Origin of the sequence: Micromonospora sp. NPDC049257 (genome assembly GCF_040678915.1) — a bacterium.
Classification (GTDB): Bacteria; Actinomycetota; Actinomycetes; order Mycobacteriales; family Micromonosporaceae; genus Micromonospora; species Micromonospora antibiotica.
Window position 1 is genome coordinate 85,671 of sequence record NZ_JBFAQU010000002.1, and the last position, 17,070, is coordinate 102,740.

General features: G+C 72.6%; 12 protein-coding genes and 1 pseudogene. 5 read left to right on the top strand and 8 right to left on the bottom strand.

What is annotated here, in order from left to right; translation table 11 throughout:
* Window positions 1–306 precede the first annotated feature (306 nt).
* Complete coding sequence (locus AB0K25_RS04340; protein WP_208569225.1) at window positions 307–600, top strand: antibiotic biosynthesis monooxygenase; 294 nt, start codon at window positions 307–309, stop codon at window positions 598–600.
* A gap of 409 nt (window positions 601–1,009) precedes the next feature.
* Complete coding sequence (locus AB0K25_RS04345) at window positions 1,010–1,771, top strand: SDR family oxidoreductase (protein WP_363818391.1); 762 nt, start codon at window positions 1,010–1,012, stop codon at window positions 1,769–1,771.
* Window positions 1,772–1,903: 132 nt separating this feature from the next.
* Here the strand turns inward: AB0K25_RS04345 and AB0K25_RS04350 are convergent.
* The 4 genes and pseudogenes from AB0K25_RS04350 to uvrB all read right to left on the bottom strand — a co-directional run.
* Window positions 1,904–2,749, bottom strand: a pseudogene (locus AB0K25_RS04350) (helix-turn-helix transcriptional regulator); the annotation flags it as partial.
* A gap of 164 nt (window positions 2,750–2,913) precedes the next feature.
* A complete protein-coding gene (locus AB0K25_RS04355) occupies window positions 2,914–3,282 on the bottom strand; it encodes a VOC family protein (RefSeq protein ID WP_219463782.1) in 369 nt (122 codons plus the stop codon).
* Between the two features lie 23 nt (window positions 3,283–3,305).
* Window positions 3,306–4,208 carry a helix-turn-helix domain-containing protein gene (locus AB0K25_RS04360; protein WP_363818394.1) on the bottom strand — a complete coding sequence of 301 codons (903 nt, stop codon included), beginning with the start codon at window positions 4,206–4,208 and terminating at the stop codon, window positions 3,306–3,308.
* Complete coding sequence (gene uvrB, locus AB0K25_RS04365) at window positions 4,205–6,313, bottom strand: excinuclease ABC subunit UvrB (RefSeq protein ID WP_208569228.1); 2,109 nt, start codon at window positions 6,311–6,313, stop codon at window positions 4,205–4,207. The genes AB0K25_RS04360 and uvrB overlap by 4 nt, the downstream gene beginning before the upstream one ends.
* Before the next feature lie 345 nt (window positions 6,314–6,658).
* Between uvrB and AB0K25_RS04370 the strand changes: the two genes are divergently transcribed.
* A complete protein-coding gene (locus AB0K25_RS04370) occupies window positions 6,659–8,242 on the top strand; it encodes a hypothetical protein (protein ID WP_357536891.1) in 1,584 nt (527 codons plus the stop codon).
* Between the two features lie 93 nt (window positions 8,243–8,335).
* On the opposite strand, the gene coaE is transcribed toward AB0K25_RS04370, so the two are convergent.
* Window positions 8,336–9,520, bottom strand: a complete 1,185-nt coding sequence (gene coaE, locus AB0K25_RS04375; protein WP_219463785.1) for a dephospho-CoA kinase — start codon at window positions 9,518–9,520, stop codon at window positions 8,336–8,338.
* A gap of 319 nt (window positions 9,521–9,839) precedes the next feature.
* A complete protein-coding gene (gene rpsA / locus AB0K25_RS04380; RefSeq protein WP_208569231.1) occupies window positions 9,840–11,339 on the bottom strand; it encodes a 30S ribosomal protein S1 in 1,500 nt (499 codons plus the stop codon).
* A gap of 404 nt (window positions 11,340–11,743) precedes the next feature.
* Between rpsA and AB0K25_RS04385 the strand changes: the two genes are divergently transcribed.
* Together AB0K25_RS04385 and AB0K25_RS04390 are read left to right on the top strand one after the other, a co-directional pair.
* Window positions 11,744–12,553: a class I SAM-dependent methyltransferase gene (locus AB0K25_RS04385; protein WP_219470211.1), complete on the top strand. Its 810-nt coding sequence runs from the start codon at window positions 11,744–11,746 to the stop codon at window positions 12,551–12,553.
* Window positions 12,554–12,787: 234 nt separating this feature from the next.
* Complete coding sequence (locus tag AB0K25_RS04390; protein ID WP_208569232.1) at window positions 12,788–13,135, top strand: DUF3140 domain-containing protein; 348 nt, start codon at window positions 12,788–12,790, stop codon at window positions 13,133–13,135.
* 25 nt (window positions 13,136–13,160) lie between these two features.
* Here the strand turns inward: AB0K25_RS04390 and AB0K25_RS04395 are convergent, their stop codons facing one another.
* A complete protein-coding gene (locus AB0K25_RS04395; protein WP_357536894.1) occupies window positions 13,161–13,721 on the bottom strand; it encodes an isochorismatase family protein in 561 nt (186 codons plus the stop codon).
* Between the two features lie 99 nt (window positions 13,722–13,820).
* Entirely contained in the window at window positions 13,821–16,529 is a 2,709-nt protein-coding gene (polA, locus tag AB0K25_RS04400; RefSeq protein ID WP_219463787.1) for a DNA polymerase I, read from the bottom strand.
* Window positions 16,530–17,070: the final 541 nt, after the last annotated feature.

Genomic DNA, 17,070 nt, shown 5'->3' on the forward strand with positions numbered 1-17,070 from the left:
CCCTCCTCGGCCGCCATTGTTCACCATCGAGGGCCACGGGCGCATCTCCTGCGGCATGCATTGCCGGCAGCATCACGTTCCGAACCCGGTCGCCGCGCCGGTCGCTCCGCTGCGGCGGACCGCCCGCAGCGCCCGTCGAGGGGTGATGTCGCAGGTGAGGGCCGATCGGGTCGGCTGGTGCCACGCCACACCCCGCAAGGCTTCCTAGGAGGCTAGGTGTGGCTGGTGCGGAGTCGGTCCGCCTGCTCCGCGCCGGGTTCGGCCCCACCGCGGTGGGGCCTCGGCAGGGCGTGGCAGGCTGTCAGCATGGTGCTTGAGGTCGCGCTCATCGACGTACTGCCCGGACACGAGGACGATTTCGCCGCCGCCTACGCGGAGGCGCACGCCATCATCATCGCCACCGAAGGGTGCCGCTCGGTCCGGATGACCCGGGGCATCGAGTCCCCCTCCCGCTTCGTGCTGCTGGTCGAGTGGGACTCGGTGCAGGCCCACGAGGAGAACTTCCGGGGCACCGAGGCGTTCGACAGGTGGCGGGCGCTGATCGGCCCACACTTCGCCGGACCGCCCCGGGTCGAGCACTTCGTCGACGTCCCGGCCTGAGCCGAGCCGGCCGTTCCGGGTCGGCCCGGCGGGTACCACCATCCGACCCCACGGGCCACAGGTCGTTTCGCGGTCGACCCGGCGGCGGGCCGACCGGTTCGGGGTGGCCGGTTCGGGGTGGCCGGTCGAGCGGTCCCGGTTCGGGGCGGCCCGGCGGGTAGAGAAATTTACCTTGGTCGATCAGATTCGAGCCGGTTCTGTCGTACCTCCGGGTTATCGTGCGGCGCACGCGCGGCCCACCGGCCCCGACACGTTCGGGGGTGCCGGGCCCGGTGGTCGCGCGCCGACCCACCGTGCCGGTGCCCCACCGTGCCGGTGCCCCACTATGCCGGTGGACCGTTGCGGCCGTTACGGCGCAGTGGTGTTAATCCGTGGCGTCCGGTGCGCCGGCTCCGGTTGACTGGCCCGCATGACCGCACGGGTGTTCCTGGTGACCGGGGTGAGCCGACGGGTCGGCATCGGCGCGGCGGTCGCCCGCACCCTCGCCGCCGACGGACACCGGCTGCTCCTCACCGGCCTGCCCGACTTCGACGACGCCCAGCCCTACGGCGGTGACCCCGACGGCGTGCCGGCGTTGCTGGCCGATCTGGCCGGTTCCGCCGAACACGTCACCGCCGACCTGCTCGACCCGGGCACCCCGGCGGCCCTGGTCGCCGAGGCGGTACGCCGGCACGGCCGGCTCGATGCCGTGGTGGCCGCGCACGCCTACTCCACCAGCACCCGGCTGGGGGAGCTGGACGCCACCCAGGTCGACCGGCACCTGCTGGTCAACGTCCGGGCCTGTCTACTGCTGGCCGACGCGTTCGCCACCGCCTTCACCGCCGGGGCCGGCGGCCGGCTGGTGTTCTTCTCCAGCGGCCAACGACTCGGCCCGATGCCCGACGAGTTGGCCTACGCGGCCAGCAAGGCCGCCCTGGAGAACCTCACCACGCAGCTCGCGCCGCTGCTGATGGCCCGGGGGATCACCGTCAACTGCCTCAACCCCGGGCCGACCGACACCGGTTACGCCGCACCGGAGGCACACGCCGCCGTGGCCGCGCGCTTCCCGGGCGGGCGCTGGGGCACCCCGCAGGAGGCGGCCCGGCTGGTGCGCTTCCTCTGCTCACGGGAGGCGGACTGGCTCACCGGCCAGGTCATCGACTCCGAGGGTGGCTTCAACCGCTACGGGTGAGCCCGGACCGGCCGGCCGCGTACCGGGGCCGTCGGCCGCTTCGCCCGCCTCTCCCCCACGGTGGGCGGCACCCCCGCCGCCGGACGCACCGACGGCGACCGCGGGTGGGCCGACGGCGAGACCGGCGGCCCTGCGACCGAGTAGTTCCACCGTCTCCGCCGCGCTGAGCGCGGCGGCGGAGAGCCAGCCGGTCATCCGGTCGTAGCGACCGACATCGGCGTCGGAGGCCAGCCGCACGTCGGTCGTCAGCGCCTCCAGCATCACCGTGCGCGGGTCGGCCGGGTCGGGGAACGAGTAACACGAGAAGGCGGTCAACGGGTACGCGCCACCACGCGGGACCCCCGTCCTCGGCACCACCCGGATGGTCACGTGCGGCAACTCGGCCAACGCCAGCAACTGGTCCAACTGCTCACGCCACACGTCGGCGGGCAGACCCGCCGGATCGCAGGCCCGCTCGTCGAGCAACGCGGTGTACTGCGGCGGATCGGGGCGGCGCAACACCCCCTGCCGGGTGAGCCGGGCCCGCAGGTCGGCCTCGACGTCGACGTCCGGGTGCAGCAGCCGACCGGCGGTGATCCGCAGCCGGGCGTAGCCGGGCGCCTGGAGCAGGCCCGGCAGCACCGTCGGCTGGTATTCCACGATGGACGCCGCCCCCGCCTCCAGCTCGGCGTAGGTGCGCTGCCGCTCGCTCATCTCGCCGAGCGCCTTCCACCAGCCGCGCCCGGTCGCCGCGTCGCGGGCGATGACGATCAGTGCCTCGCGCTGCGGCGACGGCACCTCGTAGACGTCCAGCAGATCGAGTACGTCGGCCAGGTCGGGCCGGCTCTGCCCCAGCTCGATGCGGGACAACTTGGAGGTGGAGGCCCAGCCCAACCGGGCACAGACCTGTTCCAGCGTCAGCGTCTCCCGTCTGCGCAACTGGCGCAGCTCGGCGCCGAGCCTCGCGCGTCGAATGACAGGACTCGATGACAATGGCATCCCGGCCTCCCCACGAGGGAGGGTACGCAGGATCATCACCCAGGGCAACACTTTGCTTGCTCACCGCAACAATAATCTGAGCCCGATTCGGATGACGCCGCTGTCGGAGACGGCCCCGAACGGCAGCCCCCCGTTCGCTACGGCTGCCGTTCGGGGCCGTCCGGTCAGGGCCGGTAGGTGCCGAACGACCAGACGTGACCGGCGAGGTCCCGGGCCGCGTAGTCACGGGAACCGTAGTCGGTGTCGAACGGTTCCCGGACGATCTCCGCCCCGGCCGCCCGCGCCCGGTCGTGGTGGGCGTCCAGGTCGTCGACCGCCACGTAGACGGCGTAGTCGTCGTCGGCCGGCCGATCCGGTCGCCCCCGGCCCGTGCCGAGCATGACGATGCCGTCACCGAGGGCCAGCTCGGCGTGCGCCACCGTCCCGTCCGGGCCGTCGTGCACCGCGTGGACCCGGAACCCGAACGCCGTGCAGAGCCAGTCGATCGCCGCCCGGGCGTCGGGATACCGGAAGGTCGGGTAGATGTTGGTCATGCGTCGAGTGTGCCGTCCGGGGATCAGCCCGGATTGGACGAATGGGAACCCGGCCGGCCGACCGCCGTCGGGGTCGCCCCGGTGAACTCCCGGAACTCCCGGATCAGGTGCGACTGGTCGTAGTAGCCCCAGCGCACCGCCAACTCGGCCCAGCCGTCCGTCGGATCGGGACGATCCGACCCGACGGGCGACGCGGGCATGGCGTGCGTCCGCCCCAGGGCCGCGTAGGCCCGTTGGAAGCGCAGCAGCCGGGCGGTCGTCTTCGGGCCCAGCCCCAACTCCCGGCGGAACCGCGCGGTCAGGTGCCGGCGACTCCAGCCCAGTTCGTCGGCCAGCTCGCCGATGCCGATCCGGCCGCCCGACCCGGCGAGTCGACCCCAGGCCCGGCCCAGGTGCTCCTCGACCGGATCGGTGGCCGCCAGTCGGGCCCCGAGCGCCGCGTCGAGCAGAGCGAACCGGCGGGGCCAGTCCGACATCTCGGCCAGCCGGACCCGTAACCGGTCGAGCCACGGATCGGGCAGCCCGTCGACCGCCACCGCCCGGTTGGCCAACTCCCCCAGCGGCACTCCGAGGATCCGACGGGCCGCCAGCGGGGTGAGCAGCAACTGCACCCCGGCACCGGCCCCGACCGTCGAGGTCGTGCAGTAGCCGTCGTACGGCCCGGCCACGAACGAGTCCACCTGGTACGCGCTGTGCGCTGCCGAGCGCGGGTTCAGCACGTCCAGCGGGGCGCCCCAGCCGAGGATGAGGACCACGAAGGCCCCGGCCGCCTCGTGCCGCACCAGTGGCGACGCCGTACCGGCCGGCACACCCCCCGGATGCGCCGGCCGGCTCTCCCGGTAACCCAGGTAGCTGCCCACCAGGGGGCGCAGCCCACCGGCCGGTGTCCCGACGCGCACCTCGTCCAGCACCAGGGCGGCCGTCACTTCACCCCGGCGGCGTCCATCCCGCGCAGTTCCTTCTTGAGGTCGGCGACCTCGTCGCGGATCCGCGCCGCCAGCTCGAACTGCAACTCGCGGGCGGCGGCGAGCATCTGGTCGTTGAGTTCCTGGATCAGCTGCGCCAGGTCGGCGCGGGCCATCCCCTCCCGGGAGGGCGTGCCGGCCGTGGCCCGGCTGCGGCTGCGGGTCTCCTTGACCGGCGCCTTGCCCCGGGACAGCTGACGTGCGGCCCCGCCGATCCGGGAATTCTCGGTGTCCTCCGCCTCACGGTAGATGTCGTCGAGGATGTCGTGGATCTTCTTGCGCAGCGGCTCGGGGCTGATCCCGTGCGCCTCGTTGTGGGCGATCTGCTTGGCCCGGCGGCGGTTGGTCTCGTCGATCGCCGACGCCATCGACGGCGTGATCTTGTCGGCGTACATGTGCACCTGGCCGGAGACGTTACGGGCGGCCCGGCCGATGGTCTGGATCAGCGACCGGCCACTGCGCAGGAAGCCCTCCTTGTCGGCGTCCAGGATCGCCACCAGGGAGACCTCGGGCAGGTCGAGCCCCTCCCGGAGCAGGTTGATGCCGACCAGCACGTCGTAGTCGCCCTTGCGCAGCTCGCGCAGCAGCTCCACCCGGCGCAGGGTGTCGACCTCGGAGTGCAGGTAACGCACCCGGATGCCGTTCTCCAGGAGGTAGTCGGACAGGTCCTCGGCCATCTTCTTCGTCAGCGTGGTGACGAGCACCCGCTCGTCCCGCTCGGTCCGCAGCTTGATCTCGTCCATCAGGTCGTCGATCTGGCCCTTGGTCGGCTTGATCACGACCTCCGGGTCGATCAGGCCGGTGGGGCGGATGACCTGTTCGACGAACTCGCCCTGGGCCTGTTCCATCTCCCAGGTGCCCGGGGTGGCCGAGAGGTAGACCAGTTGACCGACCCGCTCCAGGAACTCGTCGAAGCGCAGCGGACGGTTGTCGGCGGCGCTGGGCAGCCGGAAACCGTGGTCGATCAGCATCCGCTTACGGGAGGCGTCGCCCTCGAACATGCCGCCGATCTGCGGGATGGTGACGTGGGACTCGTCGACCACGGTGAGGAAGTCGTCCGGGAAGTAGTCGAGCAGGCAGTGCGGGGGACTGCCGGGCAGTCGGCCGTCGATGTGCATGGAGTAGTTCTCGATGCCGGAGCAGAACCCGACCTGCCGCATCATCTCCAGGTCGTAGGTGGTGCGCATCCGCAGCCGCTGCGCCTCCAACAGCTTGCCCTGCCGTTCCAGCTCGGCCAGCCGCTCCCCCAGCTCGGCCTCGATGTCGCGGGTGGCCCGTTCCATCCGCTCCGGACCGGCCGCGTAGTGGGTGGCCGGGAAGATCAACAGGTGGTCGACCTCCTTGACCACGTCACCGGTGAGCGGGTTGAGGTAGTAGAGCTTCTCCACCTCGTCACCGAACAGCTCGATGCGGACCGCCAGCTCCTCGTACGCCGGGATGATCTCCAGGGTGTCGCCCCGGACCCGGAAGGTGCCGCGTTGGAAGGCCATGTCGTTGCGGGTGTACTGGATGTCGACCAGCCGGCGTAGCAGCTGGTCGCGGTCCAGCTCCTGCCCGACGGCGATCCGGACGGCCCGGTCGAGGTATTCCTCGGGGGTGCCCAGGCCGTAGATGGCCGAGACGGTCGCCACCACGATCGTGTCGCGCCGGGTGAGCAGCGACATGGTCGCCTTGTGTCGCAGCCGCTCGACCTCCTCGTTGATCGAGGAGTCCTTCTCGATGTAGGTGTCGGTCTGCGGGATGTACGCCTCGGGCTGGTAGTAGTCGTAGTAGGAGACGAAATACTCCACCGAGTTGTGCGGGAGCAGCTCGCTGAACTCCTTGGCCAGCTGGGCGCAGAGCGTCTTGTTGGGGGCGAGCACCAGGGTCGGCCGTTGCAGTCGCTCGACCAGCCAGGCGGTGGTGGCGCTCTTGCCGGTGCCGGTGGCGCCGAGCAGCACGGTGTTCCGGTCGCCACGTCGGACCCGACGCTCAAGATCATCAATGGCGGCCGGCTGGTCGCCGGCCGGCTGGAAGTCACTGACGACCTGGAAGCGACCGTCGAGCCGGGGAATGTCGAGCGCCATGACATCAACGGTACGCCGCGGGTCCGACACTGTGCCGCGACCGTCGCCAGCAGTCGACCACCTTCGATATTGCCATTGTGGCCCACATCTCAGAGGGCTAGCCTGGACACCGTAGGCCGCTCGCGGCGGCCGACCGCGGCAGTGGCCGGGCCTCGACAGGCTCCCACCGCCCGGCACCTGGGGTCGCAGCACCCGGACATCACCGGCGTGCGCATCCCGCGTGGTCGCGCCCCTGGCGCAGACCGGCCGCCGCGAGCGCCCCTGCCCGTCCGGCCGGCCACCGCCCGCCCACCCCACCCGTCCCGGCGGCGTCACCCCGCCCCCGGCCGGCCCGTTCAACTCCACGTGGAGACCTCGCCCGACCGGCCACGACACCCACCCGGCACCGGCCCGGGACGACGACGTGCCGGCCGGCGACACCGAACCGCCGGCCGACCGGTCGCCCTCGGCACGACCGCCCCGGCCGGCCCCGAGGACCGCACGCCGGGGCGGCGAAGCGCCACCCTGCTCGTCCTGGGCGCGGTCGCGGCCACCTCCGCCGCCGCCCTGGTGGCCGGCCTGCTCAGCTGGTCGCCCGCACCGGCCACGCCGGCCCGCGCGCTGACCGGCGACGAGGTCGAGCGGCTGGCAGCCGCCCGGGTCAGCGCCTACCGGGACGTCCGGGCCGGGGTACGGGTGGCCGTCGGCACCGCAGCCGGCCGTACCGACCTGGTCGGCTGGGTCGACTGGTCGCGTCCCCTGGCCTACCTCGCCGTCGGCGGTCCGGGTGCCGGCCAGGACCGGGGGCTGGTGCAGGCCGCCGGCCCGGTGGTGGTGCACCGTCGCGACCCCACGGCGATCGTGACCCCGGCCCGGCCGCCGCTGGTGCCTCCCGTCGACCGTTGGCGGCTGCGCGACCGACCCACCGGGCGACGCCTGGACGGCGCGCTCGCCGTCCTGTTCGCGCTGGCCGCCGACCGGGCCGAGCCGGCCGAACCACTCCGCACCGGCGGACGGTGGCTCGGCCGGGACACTGTCGGCGGCGACCCGGTGGACGTCCTCCAGGCGGCGCTGCCGCCGGTCGGGCCCCGTGGTCGGCCCGCCGCCGGGCCGACCGGTCGACCGGTGGCCAGGGACACCGACCCCCGCTGGTGGGTGGACCGGGACGCCCGGCTGCGTCGCTGGGCGGGCCGGCTCGACGACGGGACCCCGGTCACCATCGAGCTGGACCGGGTCGACCGGCCGACGCCGTGGCCGGTCGACGCGCTCGGTGGCCGGCCAGGACTGCCCCGGGCCCTCACCGACGAGGAGGCCGCCCGGCTGGGCCGCCTGGCCACCCGGCTACGCGCCGGCAGCGGGGCCGCCGTCACCGTGACGGCCCCCCTCGGGGCCGCCGCCAACCTGCGCGGCAGCGGCTGGTTGAGCTGGTCCGCCGATGTCTCCTACCTGTCCGTCGCCGAGCTGGACACCCTCGGCCGTCGGACGCTGCGGCGGCGGGACCGGACCGGCTTCGCCCGGGCGGATGTACCGGTCGGGCCGGACACCGCCGCCCCCGGTCCGCCGTTGCCGCCGCCGGCCGGGACCGGCTGGCGGCTCGGCGGTCGGCCGGCCGACGAACTGGACATGCTGGTCGACGCGGCGCTACAGGCCGACGGGCGCCCGCCGGGCGTCGACACGGCCGTCCGGATCCGGGGCGACCGACGGGCCAACCGGCCGGTGGACGTGTTCGAGGTACGCCAGCAGGGCCGGCGACTGCGCTACTGGCTGGACCGCACCGGGTTCCCGCACCGGCTGGAGCTACGCACCACCGGGGGTCTGTGGGCGCAGCTGGACCTGAGCCCCGGGCCGCTGCCGGCGGGACTCGTCGCGCCCCACCGCACGGCAACGTCGGCCTCACGACCCGGCGGACGCCACGACGCTGCCGGCGGCACGATTCGGCCGACGCCCTGACCCGGCAGACGGGCACGACGCTGCCGAGTGCGCGATCCGGCGGACGGCACGATTCCCGGTGCCGTCCGCACCGGCTGGGGAGGAGGGCTGCGGTCAGGGACGCCAGCCGGTCCGGGTCGCCCACGCCTCCGCCCGCAGGTACTCCTCCGCGGACCACGGGTCGCCCGTGGCGGTGGACCCCGGATCGGGCGGCGCCGCCAGCTCCCGCTCCACCAGCAGGTGGGCCGCCCGTTGACCGGGATCGGCGCGCAGGTGGTCCCGCATCAGCAGGGCGTGTCGCCAGCCGGGGGATCCGGCCACCCGCAGGTGCACCCGTACCGGCCGCCCCGGGTCGGCACCGCCGTGCAGCCGCTCATCCCGGCCCGCCCCGCCGTCGCCGGCTGCCGGTCGGGGTGCGTCCCCCCGGACGTCGGGCACCCTGGGAAATCCGGCGTCGGCGAGTCGCCGCGCCAACACGCCGTCCGCCTCGGCCAGCGACGGGACGGTCACCTGCACGTCGATGACGTCCCGGCCGGCCAGCCCCGGCACAGCGGTCGAGCCGACATGGTCGATCCGCAGGTCGGCCGGGGCGAGCGCGTGCCGGATCCGGGCGGCGAGCCGGGCGTACTGCTGCGGCCAGGTCGGGTCGGGCTCGGTCAGCACCGCCCACCCCTCCCGGACCGCCCGGTGTTCCCGCACGTTGCGCTCGTAGGGCAGCAGGCGGTCCCGCCAGAGCGCGTCCACGGCGGCGTGCAGCTCGTCGAGACCGCCGTCGTTGTCGAGGACCACGTCGGCCGCCGCCCGGCGGCGGGCGTCGTCGGCCTGGGCGGCGATCCGCCGCTCGGCCTCCGCCCGGGTCATCCCCCGGTCCCGCACCAGCCGCGCCAACCGGATGGCCACGGCCGTCTGCACCACCACCACCAGGTGGTACGACGGTGCCAGCCCCACCTCCACCAGCAGCGGCACGTCGTTGACCACCACCGCGTCGGCGGGGGCCGCAGCGGACAGCTCGGCGGACCGGGCCCGTACCCGGGGATGGGTGATCTCCTCCAGCCGACGGCGGGCAGCCTCGTCGGCGAAGACCAACGCGCCCAACGCCGCCCGGTCCAGTGCGCCATCGGCGGTCAGCACCCGGTCGGAGAAGGCGGCCACGATCTCGGCCAGCCCCGCACTGCCCGGCGCGACCACCTCCCGGGCGATCCGGTCGGAGTCGACGATGATCGCGCCCCGCTCGGCCAGTCGGGTCGCCACCGCGCTCTTGCCGGACCCGATACCACCGGTCAACCCCACCCTCAGCACCGACCCAGTCAACCGGATCGGCCCCTGCCCCACCACACCACCCCCGCCCCCACCTCCCACCACGCCACCAGGCCCGTGTTGCCGGCGCACCGCACCGGGAAGCCCGCCCCGGGCACCGGCGGCACCTGACCGCCGCCGACGGGCCGCCTCGCACCCGGAGCGCCACGCGGTGTCAGCGGGGTAGCCGTATCCGACGCCGACGCCAAAGAGCCCCGCCTCCGGTCCACTGAACGTGGACCGGAGGCGGGGCTCTTCTGGTCAGCGGCTACCCGGGCCCGGGTACGACGTCAGACGTGGTACCCGGTGGCAGCCTCCTGGGTCACTTGCCGCCGGCGAGCTTCTCCCGCAGCGCGGCGAGCGCCTCGTCGGTGGCCAGGGTGCCCGCCGGCTCCTCGGCCTGCCGGCTCGGGGTCGACGAGCTGGTCGAGGTGGTGGTGCCACCACCGGCGGCCACGGGCGGAGCCGGGTTGGCAGCGGCCTCGGCGTCGGCGGCCCGGGAGGTCTGCACCTGCTTGGTGTGGGCCTCCCAGCGCTGACGCGCCTCGGCGTACTGGTTCTCCCAGGTCTCGCGCTGCTTGTCGTACCCCTCGAGCCACTCGCCCGTCTCCGGGTCGAAGCCGTCCGGGTAGATGTAGTTGCCCTCGGTGTCGTACGTCGCGGCCATGCCGTAGAGGGTCGGGTCGAAGTGCTCCTCGCCCTCGACGAAGCCCTCGTTGGCCTGCTTGAGCGACAGCGAGATCCGGCGGCGCTCCAGGTCGATGTCGATGACCTTGACCATGACCTCGGAGCCGACCTGCACGACCTGCTCCGGGATCTCCACGTGGCGCTCGGCCAGCTCGGAGATGTGGACCAGGCCCTCGATGCCGTCGTCCACCCGGACGAAGGCGCCGAACGGGACCAGCTTGGTGACCTTACCCGGCACGATCTGCTGGATCGCGTGGGTGCGGGCGAACTGCCGCCACGGGTCCTCCTGGGTCGCCTTCAGCGACAGCGAGACCCGCTCGCGGTCCAGGTCGACGTCCAGGACCTCGACCTCGACCTCCTGGCCCACCTCGACGACCTCGGACGGGTGGTCGATGTGCTTCCAGGAGAGCTCGGAGACGTGCACCAGGCCGTCCACGCCGCCCAGGTCGACGAACGCGCCGAAGTTGACGATCGACGAGACGACGCCCTTGCGGACCTGCCCCTTCTGGAGCTTGTTGAGGAACTCGGTGCGCACCTCGGACTGCGTCTGCTCCAGCCAGGCCCGGCGGGACAGGACCACGTTGTTGCGGTTCTTGTCCAGCTCGATGATCTTGGCTTCGAGCTCGCGGCCCACGTACGGCTGCAGGTCACGCACCCGCCGCATCTCGACCAGGGAGGCGGGCAGGAAGCCGCGCAGCCCGATGTCGAGGATGAGGCCACCCTTGACCACCTCGATGACCGAACCGCGGACGACGCCGTCCTCGTCCTTGATCTTTTCGATCGTGCCCCAGGCCCGCTCGTACTGCGCCCGCTTCTTCGAGAGGATCAGACGCCCCTCCTTGTCCTCCTTCTGGAGGACCAGGGCCTCGATGTGGTCACCGACCGAGACGACCTCGGCGGGGTCCACGTCGTGCTTGATCGACAACTCCCGCGAGGGGATGACACCCTCGGTCTTGTAGCCGATGTCGAGCAGGACCTCGTCCCGATCGACCTTGACGACGGTGCCTTCGACAATGTCGCCGTCATTGAAGTACTTGATGGTCTCGTCGATCGCGGCGAGGAAAGCCTCCTCGGAACCGAGATCGTCGTGGGTGACCCGGGTGGCGCTCGAGGGGGCCTCGATGCTGCTCGTCATGTGGGCGGTTGCTCCGGTCGGATGGGTTGTCACAGCAGGCGTGGTGTCGCAGTGACCCGTTCGCGCCAGCGGATCCGCCACCGGGCACACCGAACGATCGTCAAGAGAAGACCATTGGTGCTCCGACGACCGCGCACCTGCTCCCTGCCGAGGTACACGATCCACGAGCGCATCGTCTAGCCTACCCGCTGCATTACCACAGCGTGCAAGGCCTCCCGGGTCCTCGCGAACCCGCCAGCTGCGAAAGCGGAGATTTCGGGGAAAAAGCGCCTCCGGTGTCTCATCCGTCACATCCACCCCACGGGACCGACAGCGTACGGCGGTCCGGCACGCCGCGCGCGGCGGGGTCCGGCGGGCGAGACCACCGCAGGGCCTAGCGTGAGCTGGTGAACGACGACGAGCTGGTGGACGACGACGAGCGGGTGCTGCGACGCCGGGTGGGCGCCACCGAGGCACGATGGGCCAACCGGGGCTGGTGGGACGCCGACGCCGACGACTACCAGGCCGAGCACGGCGCGTTCCTGGGCGAGGTCGACTTCCGCTGGTGCCCGGAGGGGCTGCGCGAGTCCGACGCGCGGCTGCTCGGCGAGGTCGCCGGGCGGCGGGTGCTGGAGGTCGGCTGCGGCGCGGCGTCCTGCGCCCGCTGGCTGGCCACCCAGGGGGCGGAGCCGGTGGCCTTCGACCTCTCCGCCGGAATGCTGCGGCACGCCGCCCGCGCCGCCGGCACCACCGGGGTACGCGTCCCGCTGGTGCAGGCCGACGCCCTGGCCCTGCCGTTCGCCGGGGCGTCCTTCGACATCGCCTGCACGGCCTTCGGCGCGATCCCGTTCGTCGACGACTCCGCCGCCCTGATGGCCGAGGTGCACCGGGTGCTACGCCCCGGGGGGCGCTGGGTCTTCTCGGTGACCCACCCGATGCGCTGGGTCTTCCTGGACGACCCCGGCGAGGGTGGCCTGACCGCCGTGCACTCGTACTTCGACCGCTCGCCCTACGTGGAGCAGGACGAGCGGGGGGTGGCCAGCTACGTCGAGCAGCACCGGACCCTCGGCGACCGGATCCGCGAACTGGTCGACGCCGGCTTCCGCCTGCTGGACCTGGTGGAGCCCGAGTGGCCGGCCGGACACCGGGAGACCTGGGGGCAGTGGAGCCCGCTGCGCGGACGGCTCTTCCCCGGCACCGCCATCTTCGTCACCGAGAAGCCGACCGCCAGCTGACCGGTGGCGGCTGCCCGCCCCGCTCCCGACCGACTCCTTGTCACCCGGGCCGTCGGGGCCGGGCTGAGCGGCACCACCGGACACCTGCCGATCACCGGGGTGTCACGTAGCACCGGGTCCGCACCGGTCGTTTCGGTGGACCGCCCCCGGGTACGCGGCGGACATGGCCGAGCAGAGGTTCCGCATCCGCCATGACGGCACCCGACGTCGCCCGCCGACTGGAGGCGGTGCGCGATGAGCCGGGCCGACGATCCGCAGCAGACCTACCGCGAGTTCACCGAGGCGGTGAACATGCGGCCCGGCGAGCTGTCCTCCTGGTTACAGACGGCTGAGTCCAAGCACGTCGGCTGGCACAAGGGTGGACGTGCCGGCGGCGGCGAGTCGGTCGGCCACTCGTCCGGGCGGCGGATCGTCGACCTGCTCCGCCGCAAGCGGGCCGAACTGTCGGCTGCCGACTACCAGCACATGCGCACGGTGATCGGGTACGTGCACCGGCACCTGGCGCAGCGGCCCGCCGGTGACATCCGGGACACCAGGTGGCGCTGGTCGCTGATGAACTGGGGCCACGACCCACTGCGGTGACCGCCCCCGACCGGGGCGGCGGAGGTCAGGCCGGGGCGGCGAAGTCGACGTCCTCCGCCTCGACCGTGCCGGCGGTGCGTCCCGGCGCCGTCTGGTGGGCCCAGTAGAGGTTGGTGTGCGCGACGACCTGCTCGGGCGGTGGAGCACCCCACGCCGTCCGGTCCTGCGTGGTGTGGGCGTCGCCGACCAGCACGGTGTCGTAGCCTCGGACGAACGCGCCGTGCAGCGTCGACCGGACACACGCGTCGGTCTGCGCACCGGCCACCACGAGTCGCCCGACACCCAGCCCGGCCAGCACCGACTCCAGCGCAGTGTCCTCGAAGGAGTCGCCGTAGTGCTTCTCGACCAGCGGCTCGGCCTCGCCGGGGGCCAGCTCACGGACGATCCGCCAGTCGTCGCTGCCCCGGACGAGGTCGGCGTCGGAGTGCTGCACCCAGACGACCGGCACCCCCTCGTGTCGGGCCCGCCGCACCAGTGCACCCACGGTGCCGACGACCTCGTCACGCCGGTGCGTCCCCGCGACGACGCCGTTCTGCACGTCGACGACGAGCAGCGCGGTGTGCGGCCGGTCGTGGAGTGTGGTCATGTCTCCCCCTCGTCCCCGTCAGAATTCCCTGGTCAGGTCGCCGACCACCGACCCGAAAGGCCGTGGCCCAACGGGCCACCGCCCTGGTGGCCGACCGGCCTAGTGGTCGGCGCTGTTCCAGTCCCGGCCCGCGCCGACGGAGACCTCCAGGGGCACCGACAGCGGATAGGCCGCCCCCATCTCCTGCCGGACCAGGGCCTCCAGCGCCTCCCGCTCGTCGGGGGCAACCTCGAAGACCAGCTCGTCGTGCACCTGGAGCAGCATCCGGGAACGCAGCCCGGCGTCGCGCAGCGCGGTGTCGACGCGCAGCATGGCGACCTTGATGATGTCGGCCGCCGAGCCCTGGATCGGGGCGTTGAGCGCCATCCGCTCGGCCATGTCCCGGCGCTGCCGGTTGTCGCTGACCAGGTCGGGCAGGTAGCGGCGGCGGCCCAGGACGGTGGAGGTGTAGCCGTCCTGGCGGGCCCGGGCCACCACCTCGTGCAGGTAGTCACGCACCCCGCCGAAACCGGCGAAGTAGTTGTCCATCAGCCCGCGGGCTTCCTCGGCGGTGATGCCGAGCTGCTGGGACAGGCCGAAGGCGCTCAGCCCGTACGCCAGGCCGTAGTTCATCGCCTTGATCTTTCGGCGCTGGTCGGCGGTGACCTCGCCGACCGGGACGGTGAAGACCGACGACGCGGTGGCGGCGTGGAAGTCGTGGCCGGAGTTGAACGCCTCGATCAGCGCCTCGTCCAGGGACAGGTGCGCCATGATCCGCATCTCGATCTGGCTGTAGTCGGCGGTGAGCAACGTCTGGTAGCCGTCGCCCACCACGAAGGCCCGGCGGATGCGCCGGCCCTCCTCGGTGCGGATCGGGATGTTCTGGAGATTCGGGTCGGTGGAGGAGAGCCGGCCGGTGGCCGCCACGGTCTGCTTGAACGTGGTGTGGATGCGGCCGTCGTCGGCGACCGACTTGAGCAGGCCGTCGACGGTGGTCTTGAGCTTCGCCACGTCCCGGTGCCGCAGCAGGTGCTCCAGCACCGGGTGCGGGTTCTGCGCGTGCAGCCACTGGAGCGCGTCGGCGTCGGTGGTGTAGCCGGTCTTGATCTTCTTGGTCTTGGGCAGCCCCAGCTCCCCGAAGAGCAACTCCTGGAGCTGCTTGGGCGAACCCAGGTTGAACTCCCGCCCCACGGCGGCGTACGCGCTCTGCGCGGCGGACTTCACCTCGCCCGCGAAGTGCGCCTCCAGCTCCTGGAGGTAGTCCAGGTCGGCACCGATGCCGACGCGCTGCATCGCGGCGAGCACCTCGGACAGGGGCAGCTCCACCTCGGCCATCAACCGGGCCGACTGCTCGCCGTCGCGGGACAGCTCGGCGTCGATCGCGTCGGCCAGGTCGAGGGTGGCCCGCGCCTGCAGCATCAGGTTCTGCTCGGCCTCGCCGTCGTCACCGAGGCCGTCGAAGGTGAGCTGCCCGGTCTCCGGCGCGTCGACCCGCAGCTCGCGGTGCAGGTAGCGCAGCGCCAGGTCGGTCAGGTCGTAGGAGCGCTGGTCGGGACGGGCCAGGTAGGCGGCGACCTCGGTGTCCCGGGCGACGCCGGCCAGGTCCCAGCCCCGGGCGGCGAAGGCCAGCCGGGCGTGCTTGCTGTCGTGCAGCACCTTCGGTTGCTGCGGGTCGGCCAACCAGTCGGCCAGGGCGCGCTCGTCGGCCTCGGCCAGCGTCGTCGGGTCCAGCCACGCCGCCGGGCCGGTGGCCAGCGCGAACGCCAGCGCCTCCAGCTGCGGCTCGTAACGCTCGCGGGGTTCCTTCGGCTTGGCCGGCGTCTTCACCGCCACACCGACCTGGGTGCCGACCGGGGCGTGCGTGGCCAGCCAGTCGGTCAACGCGCCGGGCGCGGTGAGCACCTCGGCGGTCAGGTCGAAGCCCGCCTCGGCCTCCGGCTCCACCGCCTCCAGGTACTGGTAGAGCCGGTCGCGCAGGATGCGGAACTGGAGCGTGTCGAAGACCTGGTGCACGGCCTCCCGGTCCCAGCCCTGCCAGCGGGCGTCCTCGGGACGGATCGGGAGCTCCAGGTCGGAGACCAGACAGTTGATCTCGTAGTTGCGGATCACGTCGGCGAGCCGCTCGCGCAGGCTGTCGCCGGCTTTGCCCTTGATCTCGTCGGCGTGGGCGATCACGCCCTCGACCCCGCCGTAGGTGGTGATCCACTTGGCGGCCGTCTTGGGGCCGACGCCGGGGATGCCGGGCAGGTTGTCGCTGGTCTCGCCGACCAGCGCGGCCAGGTCGCGGTAGCGCTGCGGGCCGACACCGTATTTCGCCTCGATCGCGGCCGGGTCCATCCGGGCCAGGTCGGAGACGCCCTTGCGGGGGTAGAGCACGGTCACGGTGTCGCCGACGAGCTGGAAGGCGTCCCGGTCGCCGGTGCTGATCAGCACCTGCATGCCCTGGTCGCGGGCCTGGCAGGCCAGGGTGGCGATGACGTCGTCGGCCTCGTAGCCCTCGCGCTCGACGACCGGGATGCGCAGCGCGTCGAGGACCTCCTTGACCAGACTGACCTGCCCCTTGAAGTCGGCCGGGGTCTCGCTGCGGCCGGCCTTGTACTCCGCGTACTTCTCGGTGCGGAAGGAACGGCGGGAGACGTCGAAGGCGACCACGATGTGGGTGGGCTGCTCGTCGCGGAGCACGTTGATCAGCATCGAGGTGAAGCCGTAGACCGCGTTGGTCGGCTGCCCGGTCGTGGTGGAGAAGTTCTCCACCGGCAGGGCGAAGAACGCCCGGTATGCCAGGGAGTGTCCGTCGACGAGAAGCAGGCGCGGCGTCGTAGCTGTCACGGCAGCGACTCTAGTACGGGATACCGACAGTGCTCGCGCGCCAGCACCGGGTCGTGCGACGACCGACCACCCCCCTCCCGGATCAGGACGCCCTGTTTCCGGATCGGTCCGGCGGCCGGACCACGGCCCGCGCCGCACGCGAGGAGGCCCGCCGCACGCGGTGATCGCGAGGAGGCCCGCCGCACGTGGCGATCGCGCAGGTCGGCGCATCGGACAACGCCTCCGCCGGGAGCGCGAGTGCGCCCGGCGAACCGCCGGCGGCACCGGACCGGCAAGGAATCCACCATTGTTCACCACTGCCCGTGGTACGCGATGGTCCCCGCAAAGCCCGACGGTCCCCGTAAACGTGATGGCCCTCGTAAAGCGTGCCGACCCCCGTGCAGCGCAATGAGCACCACCCTGTCAGCGGTCGAAATCGGCCGCTGTCCCTCGCCGCCGAACACCGGTCACCCTCACGCCGACCTGGCCAGCAGTAGCCCGAATGGGGGACAGGATTACCTCGACTCGCACACCTCCACACCGATTTCAAGGCTTGACATGC

Excerpts from the sequence above, each read along its gene's own strand:
- AB0K25_RS04340 (WP_208569225.1), top strand. The coding sequence starts at position 307 with ATGGTGCTTGAGGTCGCGCTCATCGACGTACTGCCCGGACACGAGGAC.
- AB0K25_RS04345 (WP_363818391.1), top strand. The coding sequence starts at position 1,010 with ATGACCGCACGGGTGTTCCTGGTGACCGGGGTGAGCCGACGGGTCGGC.
- AB0K25_RS04355 (WP_219463782.1), bottom strand. The coding sequence starts at position 3,282 with ATGACCAACATCTACCCGACCTTCCGGTATCCCGACGCCCGGGCGGCG.
- uvrB (WP_208569228.1), bottom strand. The coding sequence starts at position 6,313 with ATGGCGCTCGACATTCCCCGGCTCGACGGTCGCTTCCAGGTCGTCAGT.
- rpsA (WP_208569231.1), bottom strand. The coding sequence starts at position 11,339 with ATGACGAGCAGCATCGAGGCCCCCTCGAGCGCCACCCGGGTCACCCAC.
- AB0K25_RS04390 (WP_208569232.1), top strand. The coding sequence starts at position 12,788 with ATGAGCCGGGCCGACGATCCGCAGCAGACCTACCGCGAGTTCACCGAG.
- AB0K25_RS04395 (WP_357536894.1), bottom strand. The coding sequence starts at position 13,721 with ATGACCACACTCCACGACCGGCCGCACACCGCGCTGCTCGTCGTCGAC.